We start from the raw sequence: 21,559 nt of genomic DNA, 5'->3' as shown, positions 1-21,559 counted from the left end.
TGGCGGATTTAGATAATGAGAGATGTATGAAGAACTGGAAAATGCTTCTTCTCGGTTTGGTAGTCGCTACCAATACCGCGTTCGCTGCACCGCAGTCGATTGATAAAGTAGCCGCCGTTGTTAACAACGGTGTGGTGCTGGAGAGTGATGTCGACAATCTGCTGCATTCGGTCAAGCTTAATGCACAGCAGGCGGGGCAACAGTTACCGGCAGATCGCCAATTACGTCATCAGATCCTGGAACGGTTGATTGTTGATAACATCCTGTTACAGATGGCAGAAAAAATCGGGCTATCTGTCTCGAATGCCGATCTTGATCGTGCGATTGCCAATATCGCTGCACAAAACAAAATGAGCGTTGAGCAACTACGTAGCCGCCTGGCTTACGAAGGCATTAACTACAACGCCTACCGGGCACAAATTCGCAAAGAGATGTTGACCTCTGAAGTGCGCAACAATGAAGTGCGCCGTCGGGTGACCATCCTGCCACAGGAAGTTGAAGCGTTAGCTGCGCAGATTAGCGCGCAGAAGACCTCGCAACTTGAGGTCAATCTCAGCCATATCCTTACCCCATTGCCAGAAAACCCATCACAGCAGCAGATTGATGATGCATTGGCAACCAGCCAAGATTTACTCAAGCAGATCAGACAAGGTGCCGATTTCGGCCAACTGGCGATGGCCTATTCTGCCGATGCGCAGGCACTGCGTGGCGGTTCGATGGGTTGGGGCAAATTACAAGAGTTGCCAAAGCTGTTTGCTGAGAAGTTGGTCGATAGCAAGAAGGGGCAGGTTGTCGGCCCGATCCGCTCGCCAGTGGGTTTCCACCTGTTGAAGGTGAATGATCTACGTGGCGGTTCACAGCCAGTTTCGGTGACTGAAGTTCATGCGCGCCACATTCTGCTTAAACCTTCGATCATCATGACCGATGAGCAGGCGCAAGCCAAACTGCGCCAAGTGGCCGCAGCGATCAAAAATGGCCAAGCAAAGTTTGAAGAGCAGGCAAAACAGTTATCACAGGATCCAGGTTCAGCATTGCGCGGTGGTGATTTGGGTTGGACGATACCGGATGTTTATGATCCAGCATTTCGTGATGCGTTGATGAAACTGCAAAAAGGGCAGGTGAGTGAACCCATTCGCTCCTCTTTTGGCTGGCATCTGGTGCAGTTGATTGACAGTCGCAAGGTGGATAAAACCGATGCGGCACAGAAAGATCAAGCTTACCAGATGATCTTTAACCGTAAGTTTGCCGAAGAGATGCAAACCTGGATCCAAGAGCAACGCGCCGCTGCCTACGTTAAGATCCTCGATAGCACCTATGCACAAGAATAAACGTATCGTCATCACGCCGGGAGAACCGGCGGGTGTTGGCCCCGATCTGCTGATCCAACTGGCGCAGCAGGATTGGCCAGTGCAACTGGTGGTTTGTGCTGATGCCGAGCTGATGCAGCAACGCGCCAAACAACTCAAGTTGCCATTAACACTCAACCACTATCAGCCGGAGTTACCACCCGAGCCACAACGGAGCGGTACTTTGACGTTGTTGCCGATCGCGCTCACGGCACAAGTGGTGCCTGGCAAGCTCAATGTTGCCAACAGCAGCTATGTGGTAGAGACGTTAGCTCGTGCTTGTGATGGCTGCTTACAAGGTGAATTTGATGCGTTGCTGACCGGGCCGGTGCATAAAGCGGTGATCAACGATGCGGGTATTGCCTTTAGTGGTCACACTGAGTTTTTTGCTGAACGCAGCCACTGTCAACGTGTGGTAATGATGTTAGCTTGTGCCGAGCTACGTGTGGCATTAGCGACCACTCACTTACCGCTGGCGGCTGTCGCGGGTGCTATTAGCCAACAGAGTTTGTGTGAAGTGATCACCATTCTCGATCATGACCTGAAAACCAAATTTGGTATTCCACAGCCGAAAATTTACGTTTGTGGTTTGAACCCTCATGCTGGAGAGGGCGGGCATTTAGGGCGTGAAGAACTGGATGTGATTATTCCTGCGTTGGAACAACTGCGTAGCAGCGGTGTTCAATTGGTTGGCCCACTGCCCGCAGATACACTGTTTCAGCCGAAATATCTGCAACACGCAGATGCCGTGCTGGCGATGTATCATGATCAGGGCTTGCCGGTACTTAAATATCAAGGGTTTGGTCGGGCGGTGAACATCACGCTAGGCTTGCCATTTATTCGCACCTCGGTTGATCACGGCACGGCGTTGGAACTGGCGGGCAGCGGCACTGCTGACGCGGGTAGTTTCAAGACGGCTTTAGATCTCGCCATAAAAATGACCAGCAATTGCCATGAATAACAGAGTCCATCAGGGGCATCTTGCCCGTAAACGTTTTGGCCAGAATTTTTTGACAGACCGCTTTATTATCGACAGCATTGTGTCAGCCATTCATCCACAACCCGGTGAAGCGATGGTCGAAATCGGCCCAGGTTTAGGGGCGTTAACGCTGCCGGTTGCCGAGCGGATTGATCATCTTACGGTGATTGAACTTGATCGTGATCTGGCGGCACGTTTGGCCGAACATCCACAATTAAAACAGAAATTGACTATCCATCAGCAGGATGCCATGACAGTCAACTTTTCTGAGCTGGCAACCGATCAACCACTGCGTGTGTTTGGCAATTTGCCTTACAACATTTCCACCCCATTGATGTTTCATCTGTTTGACTACAGTTCAGCGATCCGTGACATGCATTTTATGTTGCAAAAAGAGGTGGTGAATCGCTTGGTCGCTGGGCCGAACAGCAAGGCCTATGGGCGCCTTAGCGTGATGGCACAATATTACTGTAATGTGATCCCTGTGCTGGAAGTTCCTCCTACGGCATTTAGTCCGGCTCCTAAAGTTGATTCTGCGGTGGTGCGTTTGGTGCCTCATGCGGTGTTGCCACATCCGGTGAAAGATCTTTCGATGCTTAGCCGCATCACCACTCAAGCATTTAACCAGCGGCGCAAAACCATTCGTAACAGCTTGGGCGATCTGTTTTCAGTACAACAACTGTTGGAGTTAGGTATTGAGGCAACGCTTAGGGCGGAAAATATATCCGTCGAGCAGTATTGTCGATTGGCCAATTGTTTGTCAGAACAGCAGTGATCGATAGCCCAATAAATCCGCGATAACAGGTAATGCAAATAAAGGAGTCTTGATCATGATTGATTCGCCTCGTGTATGCATTCAGGTACAGAGCGTCTATGTGGAATCACAATCGATGCCAGACGAGCAGCGTTACGTTTTTGCCTATACCGTCACCATTCGTAATCTTGGGCGCTTCCAGGTGCAACTGCTCGGTCGTTTCTGGTTAATCACCAACGGCAATGGGCGTCAGACTGAGGTACAGGGTGAGGGGGTGATTGGTGAACAGCCGATTATCCATGCCGGTAGCGAATTTCAGTATACCAGCGGCACGATCTTGGAAACCCCGCTCGGTACCATGCAAGGACATTACGAAATGGTCGATCATCACGGGCAGCCATTTCGTAGCACAATTCCAGTATTCCGGTTGGCGATCCCAACGTTGATTCATTGATATGTCTACCTATCTTATTGGTGATGTTCACGGTTGTAATCGTGAATTGCGCGCACTACTGGCGCAAGTTAATTTTGATCCGCAGCGTGATCAGCTATGGCTAACCGGCGATCTGGTCTCGCGTGGCTTAGACTCGCTGGCGGTGTTGCGTTATGTACACTCGCTTGGCTCAGCAGTGCGTATGGTGCTAGGCAACCATGAACTGCATCTGCTAGCGATCTATGCGGGTATTAGCCGTGACAAACCAAAATATCGTATCAGTTCACTGTTAGCGGCAGAAGATTGTGATCTATTAATCAACTGGTTGCGCCGTCAGCCAATGTTGCAGGTCGATCCGCAGCGCGGACTGATCATGAGCCATGCCGGTATTACCCCACAGTGGGATTTGGCAACAGCAAAACAGTGTGCACGAGAAATTGAAGCCGTACTTAGCAGCGACAGTTATCCACTGTTTCTCAATTCGATGTATGGCGATATGCCGAACCACTGGAGTCAGGAACTGAGTGGCTTGGCACGGTTACGCTTTAGCACCAACGCATTAACACGAATGCGTTATGTGTTCCCCAACGGCCAATTGGATATGATCTGTAAAGATCCGCCAGCCAGTGCACCGGCACCGTTAAAGCCGTGGTTTGATTTACCGCGCCAGATACCTGACGATTACACCCTGATTTTTGGCCACTGGGCCTCATTGGCAGGTAAAGGGACACCGAACGGGGTGATAGGCTTGGACACGGGCTGCTGTTGGGGAGGGACACTGAGTATGTTACGTTGGGAAGATCGGCAATTCTTCAGCCAGCCCTTGTTGAGTGAGTTGTAGCAACAGCACGGGTGATACCACAATAAGCGAGGTGGTGGTTAACAGGGTTGGATGAAAAGGCTTGCTGGATAATGCATGTTCTCAGTTAGGCCGCTCAATCTGCGCTCGAAGGGAGATGTTTGCCTATCTATGCCTGGTGTGGTGGCATAGATAGGCAACGCAGTTAATTTAGCAGTTCGACACTCATCGAGGTGGTGAAGGACGTAAAATCACTGACACGTACAGAATTATCCGGCAGTATCGCTTCAACCTCAATCTGTGCATTCAGTGTTGTTCCGCTGGCTACCTGATTGTTCAGTGTAACGGCAAAGCGATCATTTGGCCGTATTGCCAAGTTATTGGCAGGTGAGCCAGTGGGTATATTATCGGCACCCAGCATAGCGAACTGGATATTTTTGCCATCCAGTTGTCCCTGCAGGATTTCAACTTTTACGTATCCCTTCTCATAACGTAAAAAATCATTTTGCGCTTTTTCACCATGTAACTGTAAACGCATCGGCTGCTCAGAAGGGCAAACAATACTCAAGGTCAGCTTACGTTTACCAAATGAGCGTGAGTTATCGCTGGTTAGCGGTAACTCACTACGATAGTTTTTACCATAGTCGACAACCGGCATATTGACAGAGATATTACACTCTGTCTGTTCGGTAACTTCAGCGCTGGCATAACCGGAGAGGGCCAAACCAGCAGCAACCAGTGTCAGTCGCCATAGATGAAGCAAAGCATGGAGATCGAACAGTTGCATACGATATCCTCCCGTTAACGACATACTGCTGTCGCGATTTCATAAAGTCCGCTCACGTCAGTTTTTTCTGGCAATGAGAGGGTAAAAGAGCAAATAGTACTGCCATCAGCTTGTACCGACATCTGGCGAATATTGCTGACGTCGTTGATAAATACACTGCTGTTAGCAGCAACTACAGTGACGAAGTTGTCTTGGTCATCAAAAACAGCGGCGCCATAAGGCAGCGGATTGCCCTGCTCATCGGTGACATCAATTAATACTCGCCGTGTCGTCACTAAATCAAAATTGATATGACTCACGGCACCACGAGCAGGTTCCACTTGTTGCCAGCCATTGATAATGTCCTTGTTTTTCGCCAAGGTGCGGGTGTCCATCTGTACTACAGAGCGTTTATAACCACTCAGTACCGGTAATAGGGCATAACCCAAATAGTTAGTCCAAGTGGGGCCTGCTGGAGTATCAATACGCACTCCTTTCTCTTGACCTACTTTAGCAATACCAAAGGTATCACCAATACGGTGTGGTGAGAAATTCAAGCCACCGCTGTGCAGTACCGCAGAGCCACTGGCAGTCAGTGACCAACTAGTAAAGTTGTTCGAATCCCGACTCAAACTGGCATTCAGACGACTAATAGGGGTGAGCGTGTTAACCGTGCCACTGGTAGAAGTATAGCGGCTACGGAAATTACGATCGCTAGAAAGGCTCCAGCCCCAATCTTTATTTCCACGATTATGATAGCTGAACCCTGCCCGAGTGCCAGATTTGTCATTATTTAGCGTACTGCTGATATTGCCGTGTGAAAGCGGAATATTGGCGCGCAGATAAGTCCGATTTTCTGCACTACTGGTTGCGGTAGCTGCGCTGTGTTCAACACTGGCCAGTAGGGTGAAATGGGCAAACTTTCTATTCCAACTACCACGCAAGTAATCATGATGTTCACCACCACGTTGGGCGCTACGCCCCCAGGAGAGCGACAGGGTGCCGATGGTCTCTTGTGTCCAGTTAACGCCACCACCTATCTGGTAACGATCAGCCCGGTTGGCATAAAGATCGGTGGGTTGCAGTGCATCACTCAGTTCGCGGTAACCGCCACTTTGCAGTGAACCATTGGCATAAACAGAGAACTGTTTACTGAGTTGATTATTCAGTGAGACGCTGCCCTGTATTCCGCTGTTATCGTGATGACTGTCTGCCGCGAATGTGGTTTGCATCGAAAATTGGGTGCCGGCAAATAGTCGGGTATCGAGGCCGATGGCCGCAGCACGATAGAGAACGGAGCCGAGCACACCGGCGTTAAGTGTGGTTGTCGGTGTCAGGTTCCACCCCTTGGCGATAGTGCCAACTACCGGGTTTTCATTGCTGTTTTCTTGGTTCAGGCGCCCCGCACCGAATGACAGGCCAGGTGCTAATGCTCGTCCACTGGCCAGTAAACCAGGAAGCAGAGCAGAGGCTGGTACGGTGAACTGCTGCTTATCCCCTCGGTTACTGGTCACCGTCACCTCGAGGTTGGAGTGAGTGTTAACCAGTTTAAACCCCTGCAGGCGGAATGGGCCAGTCGGCACGGTGGTGCGATAGAGCAGTGTGCCGGCTTGCCGCACGTCTACCACGGACTGACTGTTGGCAACCCCTTGAACCACAGCACCACCACGAGGACGAGGTTGCAGGGCAGACTCAGGGAAGAACTGGAAACCGATCACCTGGCCAGTACCAAACATAGAGTTGGATAGACTGATCTGACCAATTTGTAGCACTTTCTTGATGCTGGTAAATGAGCGTTGGGCGTAGACTGCGTGGTGGCGAACATTATTTTCATCATTCAAACGTGAAAAAGTTTGGCGGCTACGTACTACCCAGTCGTTTAAGTTAAAACCGGCTTCGCTACTGATCTGCATCATGCTAACACCACTGCCGGCTGAGTCCATATATTGCGCATTATAGTTGAACATGGCGGCAAAGCCGCCGTGCTGCCAATTATCCTGCTGTTCTGACTCCTCCGCCGCTATCGCCTGTTGTGGCACCACCAGTTCGATGCGCTCTTCGCCGGGCAGTAGTGTCAGTTCAGTCTGTGGCCAAGTTTGGCTTAAATCGAAGCAGGTAAGTGGATCGCTATTTTTTGTACTGGGTGGTAGTACCATGCCAGCCAGTTTCAGGAAGGCTCTGTCGGTACATAAATTACCTTCACTGTCGAAGCGGACTTTGCCCCTTCCACGCGATAGACCATTCACCAGCAGCTCAACGATGTTCTCTCCTGGTAAAAAGCGCGGTGCTTGTCGGAAGAAGTCTGCTAACTCGGGGGCAACACCTCGCGCTTGCAGTATTGTTGAATCAAAATCGACTTCTGCGACATCGATAACAGCCTCCACGGCTAAAGCGAGCGGTGACAGTGTCAGTCCAGTTAACAGAGCGAACGGTAGCGCACTGATGGCGCTAATACGATTTGTTGACGGCACTTGAATTCCCTATCAATTAATCAGGTTAGCATCATAGCTTGCTGTGCTGTGGCCCCAAGTAGTAACCGGATTGAGGCGGATCCTCTGTGCGGACTTCCATTTTTTGCTGTTGTTCACTGGACGCAGTGTCAAAGTCTGCCCAGGTAGCACATAGGTGGCAGGCAGTATCCACTCACTGTTATCGGGCAGTGTCTGTAGTGACTGATTAATTCGTACCACATAAGCGGAAGGATTATTGACAGTAATGGTGTCAGCGTGCCGTTGCCAGACCAGATGTCTCCATGGTTTATCCTCTCGCGCTAATCCGGCTGGGCGGATAATCACCGGTAAATTTTGCCGGATCGTGACTTGCAACTTATTCGTTTTATCTTTTTGCTGTGGTGGAATACCTTCAAAAATCACTCGCTTTAACCGCTCTGTTTTTAGCGCGGTTTTACTGGTGATGATAAAACGTACCCGCTGTGCCTTACCCGGTTCTAGGCGTGCGACAGGTGGTGTTACTGTTAGCAGTATTTCATTGTCTTCTTTGATGTTTTGAATTTTTGTTAATAACAGCACCGGAAAATTATCTGAATTTTGAAGCGTAATGGCGCCTTCACCATACTCTTCCTCCACGATCACCACGGAAGTTTCAGGTATCACACCGGTGCTATGGCCAATGGCGGGTATCAGCAATAGCATCATCGCCAGGGATTTAAAGATATTATTGTTTATCATTATGTTTATCTTATTTTTTATAAATCGAGGTGCAAGCAATTAATGGGGATAGCAAACGACATCAGTGATGACGGCATCAACAGTCAGCACCGCCATTCAGTGCGTTCATCCAACACGTTCATCCAAAAAACCTTCAACACAGCTCGGTACTGAGGTGGCCCCGTTATCAAACAGCCTGCTAGGGCAACAACGGCACCGAGTGTAATTGATTAAACGCGATCTCTGTTATGGATAGAACAGCTCAAGCGTAGTGCTGCCAGAGAAAGAAATCTCTTTATCTACGGTGAGATCTGAAGTTTTGTTGATAAAAGCGGCAACCTCAATCAGCGCCGTCAGTTTACTGAATGCTTGAGGAGTGCTGCCACTGCCCCAGGTGATGTAGGTAGTCGTAGGCTGGAATAGTTCACCTGTAGTTTCAGTTTGCCATGTAGTTTCCTGATACTCTGTCGATTTTAGCATCCCTACTGCACTGTTATCGGCCATAGATCTGGTTAAACGTAGCCCAAAGCCGCCAATCTTTTGCTCGCCGTGTAAGCCTAACCCCGCCGTGTAACTTGTTGAACCTTGACCAAACAGATCGACACCTTCAACGACGGTATAACCCGTTTTGCTTACGCCCTGTGCTGCGCCGCCGATGTTACCCTCATTGGTGTTATTCACCGCTTTGATTGCCACTGCGGTTGGCGCTGGGCAGTTGATGGTGAACAGAAACTGCGGTACTTCATCCAGCACAACGTATTGGTCGCTCTTTAATGAATCTGCTGAGATTTTACCAAAGTCGGCTGTTGTTTTATCTACGGTAGGTACACAGGCTGCGGGTGTGATGCTGCCTTTAACGGTGAGCTCGATCCCAGCTGAAAAAGCAGGCAGAGAGGTAGTAGCAATGACTGCCAATGCGAAAGCGGATTTTTTAACTTGTCGTAACATAACGTACATATCCTTATTTGTGTTGAATGGATTGGAGATTAACTGTCTAAGCAGGGGGGGAATCAGGATTGGTGCTGGGGGATACTTTTTCCTGCAGCTCTTTTTTCACTTTTCTGTTTGCTCTATTGTTGCTCTTCCGCCGCATTGGCAGTAAGCGTGATCAAATATTGAGGCTATTGACAGATCAAACAGTATGAAAATGGTAGTAACCAATCCTTTCTTCAAAATGCTCCATGACTTCTTCGTTCCAACTGACAACCGGTGTTGGAACACTCACCCGCTACAGTCAATGTTGCTATAGTTTCGGATGTGATAATCTATGTCAAATATTGTTTTTATGTTTCTTTTAATTTTGGTTTATTAGTTTGTATATTTGTTTTTTTAAGTGTTTTAACTCTGACTGGGTTGCTTTAAAAGATAAAAAAACTAGTTAAAATAGCTTATTAATGATTCAATTCAAGTCGCTAGTGCGGGCGGTGTAGCGTGAGTAGCATCGAAGCAGAGATGAGCGTGGATTAGATCGCTGTATCAGTGCAGTTGCTGGCGTGTTGCAGTGTTAGCCATTGAATAATAAAAGCGGCAATGGTAGCCGGTTGGTTGATATCTAGCCACGGATGAGAACCAGTCACAGGGTGATCACTGGCAATTGCGATAACGTGCTGATCGAGCATACCGCTGAGTGGCTGCGTAATGGCTGCACGATGTAGCACAATCTTGCTGATCGCTTCGTTTTTGAAACCCTCAACCAGGATCAGATCGATGTTGCTATGGTCAAAACGGCTGGCAAGATAGTGCAGATTGACCGGTTGTTCGGCATGGGTTTCAGTCATTAATGCCCAACGTTGATCACAAGCAACCAAAGTTTGTGCTGCGCCAGCTTGACGCAATTGATAGCTGTCCTTGCCAGGGGTGTCTATATCCATATCGTGGTGGCTGTGCTTAATCACCCCGACATTGATCTGATGTTGCTTTAACAGTGGAATAAGCTGCTTAAGCAGCGTGGTTTTCCCTGTGCCGCTATAAGCGGAAATCGCCAGCAGAGCGGGTGCTGAGCGTGTTAGCGTCGTATGTTTTTTTCCTGCCACCATTGTTGGCACTCCTGTAGGGTATTCAGGTTACGAAAGACATCGGTGTCAGCGTTAAAAACCACCGCCTGGGCAGCAATCGTTGCCATAAACAGCATCAGTTTACGTTCTCCTGCCGCGAGGTAATCAGCCAGTTTGCCCGCCAGACTGGTGTGCAACAGTGCAAAGGTTGGGTGGGCACGTTGCCGATCAGCAGCGTAGGCAGCTAAGGCATTGCCTTTTTGCTGCCAGAGCTGTGTTACCAGATCTGACGGGAAATCGGGCACATCGCAAGGCACACAACTGATCCACTCGTTTTGTGACGCTTTCATGGTTGCCAGCATCCCCGCCAACGGCCCACAGTAGTCAGTGGTGAGATCAGGTATTATCGGCCAGCCACTGTGCCGATAACTTTCCAGGTTGCGGTTGGCATTAATGAGGATTCGGCTGACTTGTGGCTTCAGACGTGCCAGCACATGTTGGTAGAGTGGCTGGTTGCCGACCATAAGCAGTCCTTTATCGATGCCACCCATGCGGCGAGCCGTGCCACCCGCCAGGATCACACCCGTGATTTCTGTTCGCATCTTCCGGCTCCACTGTTGTTCAGCGTTTGATTGTAACGCTAATGTCGGGCAAAGATTAGCATTGACTTTTGATTGTTGCATCGTACTGTTAGCGGGCAAACATCGTCTTCACTGAATGAGAGCTGTGTTATGAAAACCCATCGTGTAAATGAGTTAATTGAACTGCTGCATCCAGCCTGGCAACAGGATCCTGATCTCAGCTTGGTGCAATTTTTACAGAAGCTGGCTGTGGAAGCAGGTTTTCAGGGTGCGCTGACGGATCTGAGTGACGATATTCTGATCTACCATTTAAAAATGCGTGGCAGTGCCGCTACTGATCAGATCCCTGGGTTACAGAAAGATTATGAAGTTGATTTCAAAACCGCACTGCTGCGTGCGCGTGGTGTGATAAAAGAGTGAGCCAGCTTGTTGTTTTTCGATGCAGATGATTCGGTGGCGGGAGGCTAATGACGTGGATTGCAGTGATGACTGCAATCAGGTCCAGGTAGGCGCTTTTTGTCCACTGAGCATCGGTGTGATCGCTCATCAGGTCTTGTTGTGAGTAAATAATGATGAATTTAGCTGCATTTAATTTTGCCAGCCTCTCTCCTGATTTGATCATGGATGCACTGGAAACGGTTGGAGTGCGTGTTGACTCTGGACTAACGGCGCTCAACAGCTATGAAAACCGTGTTTATCAATTCAATGATGAGCAACGGCAGCGTTATGTGGTGAAGTTCTATCGGCCACAACGCTGGAGTAGAGAACAGATTATTGAAGAGCACCAATTTACCATTGCGTTGTCTAACCGCCATCTGCCAGTGATCTCTCCGCTGTTATTGCAGGGCAATAGCCTGCATAGCTATGGCGATTGGCAGTTTGCCCTGTTTGCCAGTGTCGGTGGTCGACAATATGAGGTAGACAACCTGCAGCAATTGGAGCAGATGGGAACAGTGCTGGGGCGGTTGCATCAATTGGGCGCGGAACAGCCATTTATCGTGCGGCCAACTATCGGTATTGAAGAGTATCTGACAGCACCACAGCAGGTACTCACCGCGTGTGAACTGGTACCGAAAGCCGAGCGTGACGCTTTTTTACTGGCAACCGAGCAATTGATTGCGGCAATTAGCAGGCGCTGGCGACTTGATTGGCGACCAATCCGTTTGCATGGTGATTGCCATCCAGGCAATATTCTCTGGCGTGACGGGCCGTTATTTGTCGATTTTGACGATGCGCGTAATGGGCCAGCAGTTCAGGATTTATGGATGTTGTTGCATGGTGAGCAACATGAACAGCGGATGCAACTCGACATTCTGCTGGAAGGATATAGTGAATTTGCCAGCTTCGACCCTGCCGAGTTGGCGCTGATTGAACCGCTACGGGCGATGCGAATGGTGCATTATCTGGCATGGGTGGCGCGTCGTTGGCAAGATCCAGCGTTTCCCCGTAGTTTCCCCTGGATGGTTGAATCTGATTTTTGGCTGTCGCAAACGGCGGCATTTACCGAGTCGGTGCTACGTCTGCAAGAACCACCTTTGCAACTGACACCAATGTATTGACGCATTAACATTTATTTATAGAGAGTTTTAAGCGATGAAGAAGATCTGGTTAGCATTGATCGGCATGGTAATGGCAGCGAGTGTTTCAGCGGCTCCATTTACCGATGGCAAACACTACACCACCTTGAACAAACCAGTGACTGGCGAACCGCAGGTGCTGGAATTTTTCTCTTTCTACTGCCCACACTGCTATCAGTTTGAGCAGGTGTATCATGTTTCTGATGCGGTAAAAAAAGCACTGCCAGCAGAGACTAAGATGAAGAAATATCATGTACAGTTTTTGGGGCCGTTAGGTAAGCAGTTAACCGAAGCCTGGGCGGTGGCAATGGCTTTAGGTGTGGAAGACAAAATTACTGCACCGATGTTTGAAGCGATTCAAAAGACCCGTTCAGTCAACAATGTCAATGATATCCGTAATCTGTTTATTAATGCCGGTGTTTCTGCACAAGATTATGATGCTGCATTGAACAGCTTCGTGGTTAAATCGCTGGTGGTGAAACAGGAGAAAGCGGCACAAGATTTACAACTGCGTGGTGTACCTGCGGTATTTGTTAATGGCAAATACATGGTGAAAAATGACGGTCTCGATACCAGTTCAATCGATGGTTATGTAGCACAGTTTGCTCAATTAGTGAAATTTTTAGCCGAGAAGAAGTAGGCGTTAAAAATGTGCGTTGTGCTTAGCTGTATTATTGTTGGCTGGCACAACGTGATCTAACCTATTGAAATTTATTGTAAGATTTTAAATAAAATTTGCCACAGCGATTGCCCCTGTTGAACGCAATCATCTCGATTCTGTTAACCCTGATGCGTGTTATCGCTAACACAGTTCCAGTTGTACCTTGTGCTGCTGAATAATTTTCATCACGTTGGCTGGTGGCTGTTGATCGGTAAACAGATAATCAATCAGATCCATCTTGCCAAGATTGACCATTGCATTACGCCCAAATTTTGAGTGATCGGCGACTAGCATGACGCAGCGTGAGTTTTCAATAATCGCCCGTTTGGTACGCGCTTCATGGTAATCAAACTCCAGCAATGAACCATCGAGATCGATGCCACTAATACCGAGTATCCCGTAATCGAGACGGAACTGAGAGATAAAGTCAAGAGTGGCTTCACCCATAATGCCACCGTCACGTGTGCGTACCTCACCTCCGGCCAAGATAAGACGAAAGTCTTCTTTAGCACTCAATAACGTGGCGACATTGAGGTTGTTGGTCACAATCCGCAGATTCTTATGTTGCATGAGTGCATAGGCAACGGCCTCTGGTGTGGTACCGATATCAATAAACAGCGTTGCACCCTCAGGAATATGACTGGCGACCTGTTGAGCAATACGCTGCTTCTGTTCTGAATACATCATCTTGCGGTCATGGTAAGCGGTATTCACCGAGCTAGAAGGTGGCGCAGCACCGCCATGATGGCGCTGTATTCTGTTCTGTTGTGCCAACTCATTAAGATCACGCCGGATAGTTTGCGGACTGACGGCAAAGTGTTCCACTAGAGTTTCCGTACTGACGTAGCCCTGCGACTGTACCAGTTCAACAATGGCATCATGACGTTGTGTCTGCTTCATGTGATCCTCTCATACCAACAGCGATCAGTTGCTGCGTTGGCGTGTATCCCAGAATGCCATTAACAAACCGAGCAGTAAGCCGGCAGAGTGTGCGGCATTCGCTAGTCGGAGGCCGAAAAGGTCAAAGTAACCCGCAACCAGCCAGAGCAGGGAAAACGCCATGATGCCACGTGGTAGAGATAGCCCCAACATAGGGCGACGCTCACCGGTTAACCAGACATAGCCGATCAGCGCGTAAACGACACCCGAGAGGCCACCAAACAGGATGCCACTGAACAGTGACTGCACCCAGCCGCTGAAAAAGGCAGATACAACGGCCAACACGAACAGTTTTGCGCTACCCAACTGCTTTTCCAGCGGCCCGCCCAGGTACCACCACCAGACCAGATTAAAACTGATATGGAGCAGCGAAAAGTGGAGTAATGCATGGCTGACCCAACGCCACGCTTGCAGATATTGTCCGTTGTGTTGTGGCCAGGCTAACCAGCGCATCACACTGTAGTCACCCACGAGCTGCATCAACATGTAGACCAGTACCGCGAGGATCATCACCAGCAGCGTTAATGGCCCAGCTTTACTGCGGATCACCTGTAGGTAGGAGAAGCGTTCATAATCGAGTTTGGCCGTGGTGTTACCACTCTGCCAACTGGCTGCCCGATACTGATGCTGCTGGGGATTTTGCAGAAAGCTATTCAGTTCATTCAAAACCTGATCCAAATGCGTTTCATCCTCTAACCAGATTTCAGTCGCGTCATCATTTGTTTTGACGGTAAGCAGCACGCCTTGTGTTGCCATGTAATCAACAAAGGTTTGTGCCAACGGATAGCTGGCGATAGCGATCACACGAACCATAAATATTCCATTTAGCCAGAGCAGAGTAAGAGCAGGATTATAACGTTGGAACCGGCGGTGAAGGCAAATTATCTGCATCGACCACGAGAAAATTTGCCAAATGCCGGATTGTTTTTGAGATCAATCGGCAGTAGTAACTTGTTGTGGAAAACGATCGATCCAGTGACTGAAACCGCCATCAATGCTGTAAACCTGCTCAATCCCTTGCTGCAATAGATACTGTGCGACGCCTTTGCTGCTATTGCCGTGGTAACACATCACCATGACCGGCCGTTCAAAGCCATTTAGTTGCATAAATTCAGCCAGGTTCTCACCGTTAAGGTGCTGTGCTCCGGGGACATGACCTGCGATAAAACTTTGTCGATCACGAATGTCTACCAGAGTGGTTTCACCCGCTTGTAATAGTTCTTCGGCCTGTTCAACGTTGATGTTGATAAAGGATTTCATAAAGTTTGCTCTATATTTGGTGGTTCAGTGGTGGCGCTATAACGCTACCGTGAGATACCTACGTGACACGATTTCACAATCACCATCAGTTTTGGGGTTAACTAACGCATTGTTAAAACTAACTTAACGTTATCACGGCGTGGGTTGAGGTTAACTTTTTAATAGTTTAAATTTATCAATGGCAAACAACCAATCAGTTTTTACAATCATTTTTATTGATCAAAGTCAATTTTACCGTTAGGGGCGCTGGAAAAGAAAGCAAAAAATAGCCGGTTGGTTTGGTTGTAACAGTAACTTTAGCAACGATTTGGTGATCCGCACTGCGCTGTCGTTTACGCTTGTCCGACATTTTCAAGCTTTACCGTGCTCTTTTTACCGTTATTGCAGTTTTCGAACATCATGCCGAGGTTATGCCGTGGTTGGTGTTTAACGAGGAGTCTCGGCTATTTTTTTGTTATACAACAATAAGCAGCACAGAGAGAGGTGGCACAAAAATGACCAGTGCCGAAGTGTAGGTGAACAGCTAACTTCAGTTGCGCGGATGATCAGAGCAGTGGGTGAGCTGAGCACGCACTGCTTTGATTTCTGCAACCTGCACAGTTCAAGGCGATCGCCGGAATGTGCAGGCATGAGTGCTGAAGATTAGGCTTCGATCGCCATCTTCAGTTTTTTCATCGCATTTTTTTCCAACTGACGTACACGCTCAGCAGAAACACCATAGTGATCAGCCAACTCTTGCAGTGTTGACTTGTTATCGTCGTCTAACCAGCGTGAGCGGATAATATGTTGGCTACGCTCATCGAGTGCTTCCAAAGCGGAAGCCAGTTTGTCCGCAGCACTGCTTTCCCAGTTATCCTCTTCGATCCCTTCGGCGAAGTCAGAACGTTTGTCCTGTAGGTAGAGCATCGGTGCAACGCTATGATCGCCATGCGGCTCATCTTCCGGTGTTGGATCAAAAGCCATATCCTGTGCGGCCATACGTGACTCCATTTCACGTACATCTTTGGCGGTGACGCCCAGTTCACGCGCGACCAATTCGACTTCATCTTGATTGAACCAGCCAAGACGTTGTTTGGTTTTGCGCAAATTGAAGAACAGTTTACGCTGTGCTTTGGTGGTTGCCACTTTCACAATGCGCCAGTTACGCAGTACATATTCATGGATCTCTGCTTTGATCCAATGCACGGCAAATGACACCAAGCGCACGCCCACTTCTGGATTGAAGCGGCGCACCGCTTTCATCAGGCCGATATTGCCTTCCTGGATCAGATCAGCTTGTGGCAGACCGTAGCCCGAATAGTTGCGAGCAATATGGGCAACGAAACGTAGATGGGACAAGATCAATAGCTTGGCAGCTTCCAGATCGCCGTGATAATGCAGCCGTCCAGCCAACTCCCGCTCCTCCTCTGCAGTTAGCATCGGGTAGGAGTTGGCCGCCCGCAGATAGGCTTCCAAGCTGCCTTGTGGAAATAAGGCTAAAGTTTGCATTTCTCTGGTCATTGAAACCCTCTTCTGATAACACCGGCGATACTGTGGTGGGTATTGTCACCGGCACTTTATAATCAACCCAGTGTAATTGCCCCAGCACCCAGATCTTGACCTTGGATTGTGCTGAAAGTTCACTGTTTTTTTATCTTCCCTAACCCACTGAAAATAAAATCAGTGGTGACTTTTTTACTTGCTCCCCGCCTGCGATGGCAACGGGGAACCATCGAACAGAACGATGGCGAACAGAGATAACACATCAGTACATTGTCAGTGGCATGTGGCTGATTGTTACTGCAACGACACAACGCAACAATGGCGTAGACTATACCGTTATTGACTGAGCCAGCAAGTGGTTAAGTCAGTTATTGTACAGAAAATCGACGCAAATGTTGTACTGTCGCCAACCAGGCAGCTGTCCAACCAATCACCGTGGAGATTAAGAATAGCAGCAATGCCTCATCCCATGTTAGACCATGCAGCACAAACGAGGAGCCGAACACGCTGGCGACATGGCTAACAACGTGTTCCATCTGCAAAACCAGCAAAGCCGAAAGCAACAATGACAGTAGGGCGCCAAGCGCTCCAAGCAGTGCACCACCTTTCAGAAACGGGCGCAAAATGAAGCCGTCAGTGGCACCAATCAGCTTCATCACTTTAATGGTGTCTCGGCGACCAAAGATAGTGAGCCGAACGCTGTTGCCAATCACTAGGAATACTGCCAAGACCATCAACAGACCGATAATCGCGGCAACTTGACCAACCAGCCCAGTTAACGCACTTAGGCGCGCAAACCAGCTATCATCTAGGCGCACCTCATTAACGCCTCGCAGCTCGGCGAGTTGGTGACGCAAGGTGTTGAGTCTATCTAACTGCTGAAAATGTGCGGTAGGGGTAATAATCGCTACCGCAGGCAGTGGATTCTCATCCAGTAGGTCGAGGGCGTTACCAAACCCTGACCAACGGCGAAACTCCTCTTGCGCCTGTTTGCGTGATAATGCGTTTATCCGCTCAACACCGGTGTGTGCTGCTAAACTGGCAAACAGTTGTGTGGTGGCGTCATCGCTGAGTGTTTTATCGAGGTAGACAGTCAGTTGTGGCAACGGATACCACTTGGCAGCGACCGAATTGACGTTCTTCCAGATAATGTAGCAACTGCTTGGCAGGGTCAGTGAGATGGCAATTACCATCAGGGTCAGCAGGGTAGCCAATGGCTGGCGTAACACATCGCTCAAGGCATCCTTCCAAGCGAAGCGCCACTGTTGATAACTGCTAATACGCAATGATTTATTGCGACCTTTTTCTTTACTCACCATGCTGCCCTCCCGTCAACATGCGCCCATGTTTAAGAGTGAACTGGCGGTAGTGCTGGCGGCGGGCAATCAGCCCGGTATCATGAGTGGCCATTAATACCGTGACACCCACCCGGTTGAACTCTTCGAACAGACGTAGAATGCCTTCTGATAATGCATCGTCCAAGTTACCGGTTGGTTCATCGGCCAACAATACCGTTGGCTTGTTCACTACTGCACGGGCAATACCGACTCGCTGTTGCTCTCCCCCTGATAACTGGATGGGAAAACTTTTTGCTTTATCCAGCAATCCCACTTTATCAAGTGCTGCTGAGACACGACGGCGAATATCTTCCATGCTGCTTCTGGCGATGATTAGCGGCATGGCAACATTGTCAAACACAGTGCGATCAAATAACAGGTGGTGATCTTGAAAAATCATCCCGATCTGGCGACGCAGAAATGGAATTTCACGGTTGGTTAACCGGCTAATATCATGACCATTAAACCAAATATGACCTGCACTTGGGCGCTCAAGGCCACAAATCAACTTCAACAGGGTACTTTTCCCTGCACCAGAGTGTCCGGTCAGAAAGGCCATCTCAGCTGGATGCAGATGGAAATCGATGCCTTGTAGTGCTTGCCGCCCTCCTAAATAGGCTTTACTGACATGTTCAAAGCGAATCATTGGTCTCAATCCTCGCGGGCAAAAAGTGCCTCAATAAAATCGTCAGCGTTAAACGGGCGCAAATCATCAATCCCTTCACCAACACCGATATAGCGGATCGGAATACCAAACTCATTGGCCAGCGCGAAGATCACCCCGCCTTTAGCTGTGCCATCAAGTTTAGTCAGTGTGATACCGGTTAAGCCAACCGCTTCATGGAACAGTTTCACCTGACTGACGCCATTTTGGCCAGTACCCGCATCGATGGTCAGCATGATCTCATGCGGTGCTTGTGGATCCAGTTTTTTCATCACACGCACAATTTTCTTCAGCTCTTCCATCAAGTGAGCTTTGTTTTGCAACCGTCCTGCGGTATCGGCAATCAGCACATCGATATTACGTGCCTTTGCTGCCTGGAGTGCATCGAAGATCACTGAAGCGGAGTCTGCACCAGTATGCTGCGCAATCACCGCAATCTGATTACGCTCGCCCCAAGTCTGCAACTGTTCCACTGCGGCGGCACGAAAGGTGTCGCCTGCCGCCAGCATGACGGACTTGCCCTGATGCTGGAATTGACGTGCCAGTTTGCCGATGGTGGTGGTTTTACCCACGCCATTCACTCCGACCATCAAGATCACAAATGGCTGCTTGCCCTCGATCTGCAACGGCTGATCAACATTAGCCAAGATCGTAGCCATCTCCTGTTTTAGTTTACTGTACAGTGCATCAGCATCTTTGAGCTGTTTACGGCTAACATGTTGTGTGAGTGAAGTGATAATTTTACTGGTTGTTTCGACACCAACATCGGCGATCAGCAACTGTTCTTCCAACTGCTCAAACAGCTCATCATCGATTTTTTTGTCACGAAACAGGCCGACAAAACCGGAACCAAGGTTTTGCTTGGTTTTTAGCAGGCTGCGTTTTAAGCGGGAAAATAACCCCTCTTTGGCTGGTAATGTTGGCTGTGCCAGGGGTAGCCTTTCTGGCTCTGGCTCTGGCTCTGGCTCTGGCTCTGGCTCTGGCTCTGGCTCTGGCTCTGGCTCTGGCTCTGGCTCTGGCTCTGGCTCTGTGACGTCAACCGACGGCACGGGTTGATCAGGTTCTGATTCTGGCGCTGACTCAGTTACAGGCGCCTCATCTGCTACCGGTTCAGCGACTGTTTCACTTGGCGGCTCTGGCTCCTTCTGTTCAAAACTAAACCAGGAGAAAAACCCACGTTTTTTATCTTTTGCCATGTTATGACCTTGATCCGTAGTAATGGCTTGCAAATGTGACCATGACGCCTACAGCGATAGACGGTGAATATCCTCATGCTGGAATGGCTTAGCCAAAGCAGGAGGTAGGATAAGTGCAGCATCTTATCATAAATTAGCCGGAAAATTGTGTCGGATCGCCACGCGGTGCAGGAGGGCAGTTTTACAAAGCAGTATAGAAAAATCAATTTGTCTACATGTGTATGCCAGCCTAGTGCGCTCATCGATGGGATGGGTGTTGTGCGAACCACGAACAGTGACTTAGGTTTTCTGTGATATCAATTGCAACTCGATATTTTCCAGTTCATTTTGATCTGATAACACTCTACGCTACGGATTGAAGGCGCGTTAAGATGAGTTGTGCTTTGTTACGAGGCTCAAGTTTTTATGTGTGGTTTACTTATAAGGTGAAACTAGATGGATCTTAACCAGTTAAAAACTTTTGTCACCGTGGCTGAAACTGCTAGTTTGACGCGTGCTGCTAATCTGCTATTCCTCAGTCAACCTGCCGTCAGTGCACATATAAAGTCGCTTGAAAGTGAGTTTAAGGCGCGCTTGTTTAATCGCACTCCCGAGGGCGGGATTCCACTTTTAAATTGATTAATTTTAAACCAAGAATGGCGTTACTACGTAAAAAAAACATCAATTTATTCCTGAAATTTCATCAGATTTTATGTACAGACGCCTAAAGTATAAATATTAATCAAAGTAGAATCCCGCCCTGTCGCACTCCCAGAGGGATGGAACTGACCAATGCAGGTGCTGCTATGCGTGATGAGGCATCGATTGCTTTGGCAGCCGTGAACAGGGTTGTACAAAAAGCCAGGTTGTTAAATGAGGTAGGTGCATGTGTGCTCGGGACTATTTCAGTTCTGGTGATCTTAAACTTACCCGGTGTATTAGCCGAGCTGCGACAACGTCACCACAATGTTAATTTGACCATCCGGCAGAATATCTCTGGGCATATCATCGATGCGGTGATCAATGGCGAGATGGATGCAGGGTTTGTGATTGGTGATGTCAGTAATAAACAGTTGGAGGTGATGCCTATTGCACCAGTCGTGCTCTGCATTGTTGGCCCTTGGGCATGGCGCAATAACATTCAGTCCGCAGACTGGAGTGACATTACAAAGTTCCCTTGGATATCGACACGAGATAAATGTTCTTTTTCAGCTATTGCTCAGCAATTTTTTGCACGCAACAATGTAACTCCCGTTCCTTCAATGATGGCTGATCAAGAACGAACGCTGACAGAATTGCTATGCTTGGAAATGGGGCTAACATTAATGCGAGAAGATCTCGCATTATCTGCACAAGATAGCCAGCAGGTATATATTTGGCCTAAAGAGAAAACAGTCAGCCAACTTTGCTTTATTTGGGCTAAAAATAGAGAGGTTTCACCGGTCGTAATGGCATTAATTGAATCGGTAAAAACTCTCTGGGATGTTCATAATTAAGTTCACTTGACGGTCATGGCACCAGGGCGGGATTCCACTTTGCATATAATTTAACCAAACATCAATTCGCTACGAAAATCAGCAGACCAGGCGGCCCGTCTACGCTTTGAGGCGATACTGTCTTTCAGTCCGGTATGTTGTTTGATAAC

General features: G+C 48.7%; 23 protein-coding genes. 10 read left to right on the top strand and 13 right to left on the bottom strand.

Features of this window, described 5'->3' with window-relative positions:
* Positions 1-26: 26 nt before the first annotated feature.
* The 5 genes from surA to apaH are packed head-to-tail and all read left to right on the top strand — an operon-like array spanning position 27 to position 4,353.
* Complete coding sequence (gene surA, locus EOJ37_RS10440; RefSeq protein WP_127959859.1) at positions 27-1,328, top strand: peptidylprolyl isomerase SurA; 1,302 nt, start codon at positions 27-29, stop codon at positions 1,326-1,328.
* Complete coding sequence (gene pdxA, locus EOJ37_RS10435) at positions 1,315-2,307, top strand: 4-hydroxythreonine-4-phosphate dehydrogenase PdxA (RefSeq protein WP_127959858.1); 993 nt, start codon at positions 1,315-1,317, stop codon at positions 2,305-2,307. The genes surA and pdxA overlap by 14 nt, the downstream gene beginning before the upstream one ends.
* Positions 2,300-3,100: a 16S rRNA (adenine(1518)-N(6)/adenine(1519)-N(6))-dimethyltransferase RsmA gene (rsmA, locus tag EOJ37_RS10430; RefSeq protein ID WP_127959857.1), complete on the top strand. Its 801-nt coding sequence runs from the start codon at positions 2,300-2,302 to the stop codon at positions 3,098-3,100. The genes pdxA and rsmA overlap by 8 nt, the downstream gene beginning before the upstream one ends.
* 55 nt (positions 3,101-3,155) lie before the next feature.
* Entirely contained in the window at positions 3,156-3,533 is a 378-nt protein-coding gene (gene apaG / locus EOJ37_RS10425) for a Co2+/Mg2+ efflux protein ApaG (RefSeq protein ID WP_127959856.1), read from the top strand.
* Position 3,534: 1 nt separating this feature from the next.
* On the top strand, positions 3,535-4,353 hold the full coding sequence (gene apaH, locus EOJ37_RS10420; protein WP_127959855.1) for a bis(5'-nucleosyl)-tetraphosphatase (symmetrical) ApaH: 819 nt from the start codon (positions 3,535-3,537) through the stop codon (positions 4,351-4,353).
* A gap of 163 nt (positions 4,354-4,516) precedes the next feature.
* Here apaH and EOJ37_RS10415 read toward each other — a convergent pair whose 3' ends face one another.
* From EOJ37_RS10415 to mobA, 6 genes are all read right to left on the bottom strand, one after another.
* Positions 4,517-5,098, bottom strand: a complete 582-nt coding sequence (locus tag EOJ37_RS10415; RefSeq protein WP_127959854.1) for a DUF1120 domain-containing protein — start codon at positions 5,096-5,098, stop codon at positions 4,517-4,519.
* Between the two features lie 14 nt (positions 5,099-5,112).
* Positions 5,113-7,548 (bottom strand): fimbria/pilus outer membrane usher protein, encoded by a 2,436-nt coding sequence (locus tag EOJ37_RS10410; RefSeq protein ID WP_127959853.1) that lies wholly within the window; start codon positions 7,546-7,548, stop codon positions 5,113-5,115.
* 12 nt (positions 7,549-7,560) lie between these two features.
* The gene (locus tag EOJ37_RS10405) at positions 7,561-8,265 is read right to left on the bottom strand and encodes a fimbria/pilus chaperone family protein (protein WP_127959852.1); all 705 of its coding nucleotides are present in this window, start codon (positions 8,263-8,265) and stop codon (positions 7,561-7,563) included.
* Between the two features lie 225 nt (positions 8,266-8,490).
* The gene (locus EOJ37_RS10400) at positions 8,491-9,192 is read right to left on the bottom strand and encodes a DUF1120 domain-containing protein (RefSeq protein ID WP_162473687.1); all 702 of its coding nucleotides are present in this window, start codon (positions 9,190-9,192) and stop codon (positions 8,491-8,493) included.
* 515 nt (positions 9,193-9,707) lie between these two features.
* Complete coding sequence (mobB, locus tag EOJ37_RS10395; protein WP_127959850.1) at positions 9,708-10,280, bottom strand: molybdopterin-guanine dinucleotide biosynthesis protein MobB; 573 nt, start codon at positions 10,278-10,280, stop codon at positions 9,708-9,710.
* A complete protein-coding gene (mobA, locus tag EOJ37_RS10390) occupies positions 10,250-10,840 on the bottom strand; it encodes a molybdenum cofactor guanylyltransferase MobA (RefSeq protein ID WP_127959849.1) in 591 nt (196 codons plus the stop codon). The genes mobB and mobA overlap by 31 nt, the downstream gene beginning before the upstream one ends.
* A gap of 129 nt (positions 10,841-10,969) precedes the next feature.
* On the opposite strand from mobA, the gene EOJ37_RS10385 reads away from it, so the two are divergent.
* From EOJ37_RS10385 to dsbA, 3 genes are all read left to right on the top strand, one after another.
* The gene (locus EOJ37_RS10385) at positions 10,970-11,239 is read left to right on the top strand and encodes a YihD family protein (RefSeq protein ID WP_127959848.1); all 270 of its coding nucleotides are present in this window, start codon (positions 10,970-10,972) and stop codon (positions 11,237-11,239) included.
* 152 nt (positions 11,240-11,391) lie between these two features.
* Complete coding sequence (locus EOJ37_RS10380) at positions 11,392-12,378, top strand: serine/threonine protein kinase (RefSeq protein ID WP_127959877.1); 987 nt, start codon at positions 11,392-11,394, stop codon at positions 12,376-12,378.
* A gap of 34 nt (positions 12,379-12,412) precedes the next feature.
* Entirely contained in the window at positions 12,413-13,036 is a 624-nt protein-coding gene (gene dsbA / locus EOJ37_RS10375; RefSeq protein WP_127959847.1) for a thiol:disulfide interchange protein DsbA, read from the top strand.
* A gap of 162 nt (positions 13,037-13,198) precedes the next feature.
* Here dsbA and EOJ37_RS10370 read toward each other — a convergent pair whose 3' ends face one another.
* From EOJ37_RS10370 to ftsY, 7 genes are all read right to left on the bottom strand, one after another.
* On the bottom strand, positions 13,199-13,957 hold the full coding sequence (locus tag EOJ37_RS10370) for a DeoR/GlpR family transcriptional regulator (RefSeq protein ID WP_127959846.1): 759 nt from the start codon (positions 13,955-13,957) through the stop codon (positions 13,199-13,201).
* Between the two features lie 24 nt (positions 13,958-13,981).
* Positions 13,982-14,809 (bottom strand): rhomboid family intramembrane serine protease GlpG, encoded by an 828-nt coding sequence (gene glpG / locus EOJ37_RS10365; RefSeq protein WP_127959845.1) that lies wholly within the window; start codon positions 14,807-14,809, stop codon positions 13,982-13,984.
* A gap of 120 nt (positions 14,810-14,929) precedes the next feature.
* Positions 14,930-15,256: a thiosulfate sulfurtransferase GlpE gene (gene glpE / locus EOJ37_RS10360; protein ID WP_127959844.1), complete on the bottom strand. Its 327-nt coding sequence runs from the start codon at positions 15,254-15,256 to the stop codon at positions 14,930-14,932.
* A 642-nt stretch (positions 15,257-15,898) separates the two neighbouring features.
* Positions 15,899-16,756 carry an RNA polymerase sigma factor RpoH gene (gene rpoH / locus EOJ37_RS10355; protein ID WP_127959843.1) on the bottom strand — a complete coding sequence of 286 codons (858 nt, stop codon included), beginning with the start codon at positions 16,754-16,756 and terminating at the stop codon, positions 15,899-15,901.
* Positions 16,757-17,106: 350 nt separating this feature from the next.
* Positions 17,107-18,057 (bottom strand): permease-like cell division protein FtsX, encoded by a 951-nt coding sequence (ftsX, locus tag EOJ37_RS10350; protein WP_127959842.1) that lies wholly within the window; start codon positions 18,055-18,057, stop codon positions 17,107-17,109.
* On the bottom strand, positions 18,047-18,721 hold the full coding sequence (gene ftsE / locus EOJ37_RS10345; protein ID WP_127959841.1) for a cell division ATP-binding protein FtsE: 675 nt from the start codon (positions 18,719-18,721) through the stop codon (positions 18,047-18,049). The genes ftsX and ftsE overlap by 11 nt, the downstream gene beginning before the upstream one ends.
* A 5-nt stretch (positions 18,722-18,726) precedes the next feature.
* Positions 18,727-19,935, bottom strand: coding sequence for a signal recognition particle-docking protein FtsY (ftsY, locus tag EOJ37_RS10340; RefSeq protein WP_127959840.1), 1,209 nt, complete (start codon positions 19,933-19,935; stop codon positions 18,727-18,729).
* 435 nt (positions 19,936-20,370) lie between these two features.
* On the opposite strand from ftsY, the gene EOJ37_RS10335 reads away from it, so the two are divergent.
* Together EOJ37_RS10335 and EOJ37_RS10330 are read left to right on the top strand one after the other, a co-directional pair.
* Positions 20,371-20,553 (top strand): LysR family transcriptional regulator, encoded by a 183-nt coding sequence (locus tag EOJ37_RS10335; protein WP_240651700.1) that lies wholly within the window; start codon positions 20,371-20,373, stop codon positions 20,551-20,553.
* A 140-nt stretch (positions 20,554-20,693) separates the two neighbouring features.
* Positions 20,694-21,410 (top strand): LysR family transcriptional regulator substrate-binding protein, encoded by a 717-nt coding sequence (locus EOJ37_RS10330; protein WP_127959839.1) that lies wholly within the window; start codon positions 20,694-20,696, stop codon positions 21,408-21,410.
* Positions 21,411-21,559: the final 149 nt, after the last annotated feature.

The organism is Serratia microhaemolytica (assembly GCF_004011885.1).
Classification (GTDB): Bacteria; Pseudomonadota; Gammaproteobacteria; order Enterobacterales; family Enterobacteriaceae; genus Serratia_G; species Serratia_G microhaemolytica.
This window is presented reverse-complemented; position numbering and strand designations above follow the sequence as displayed.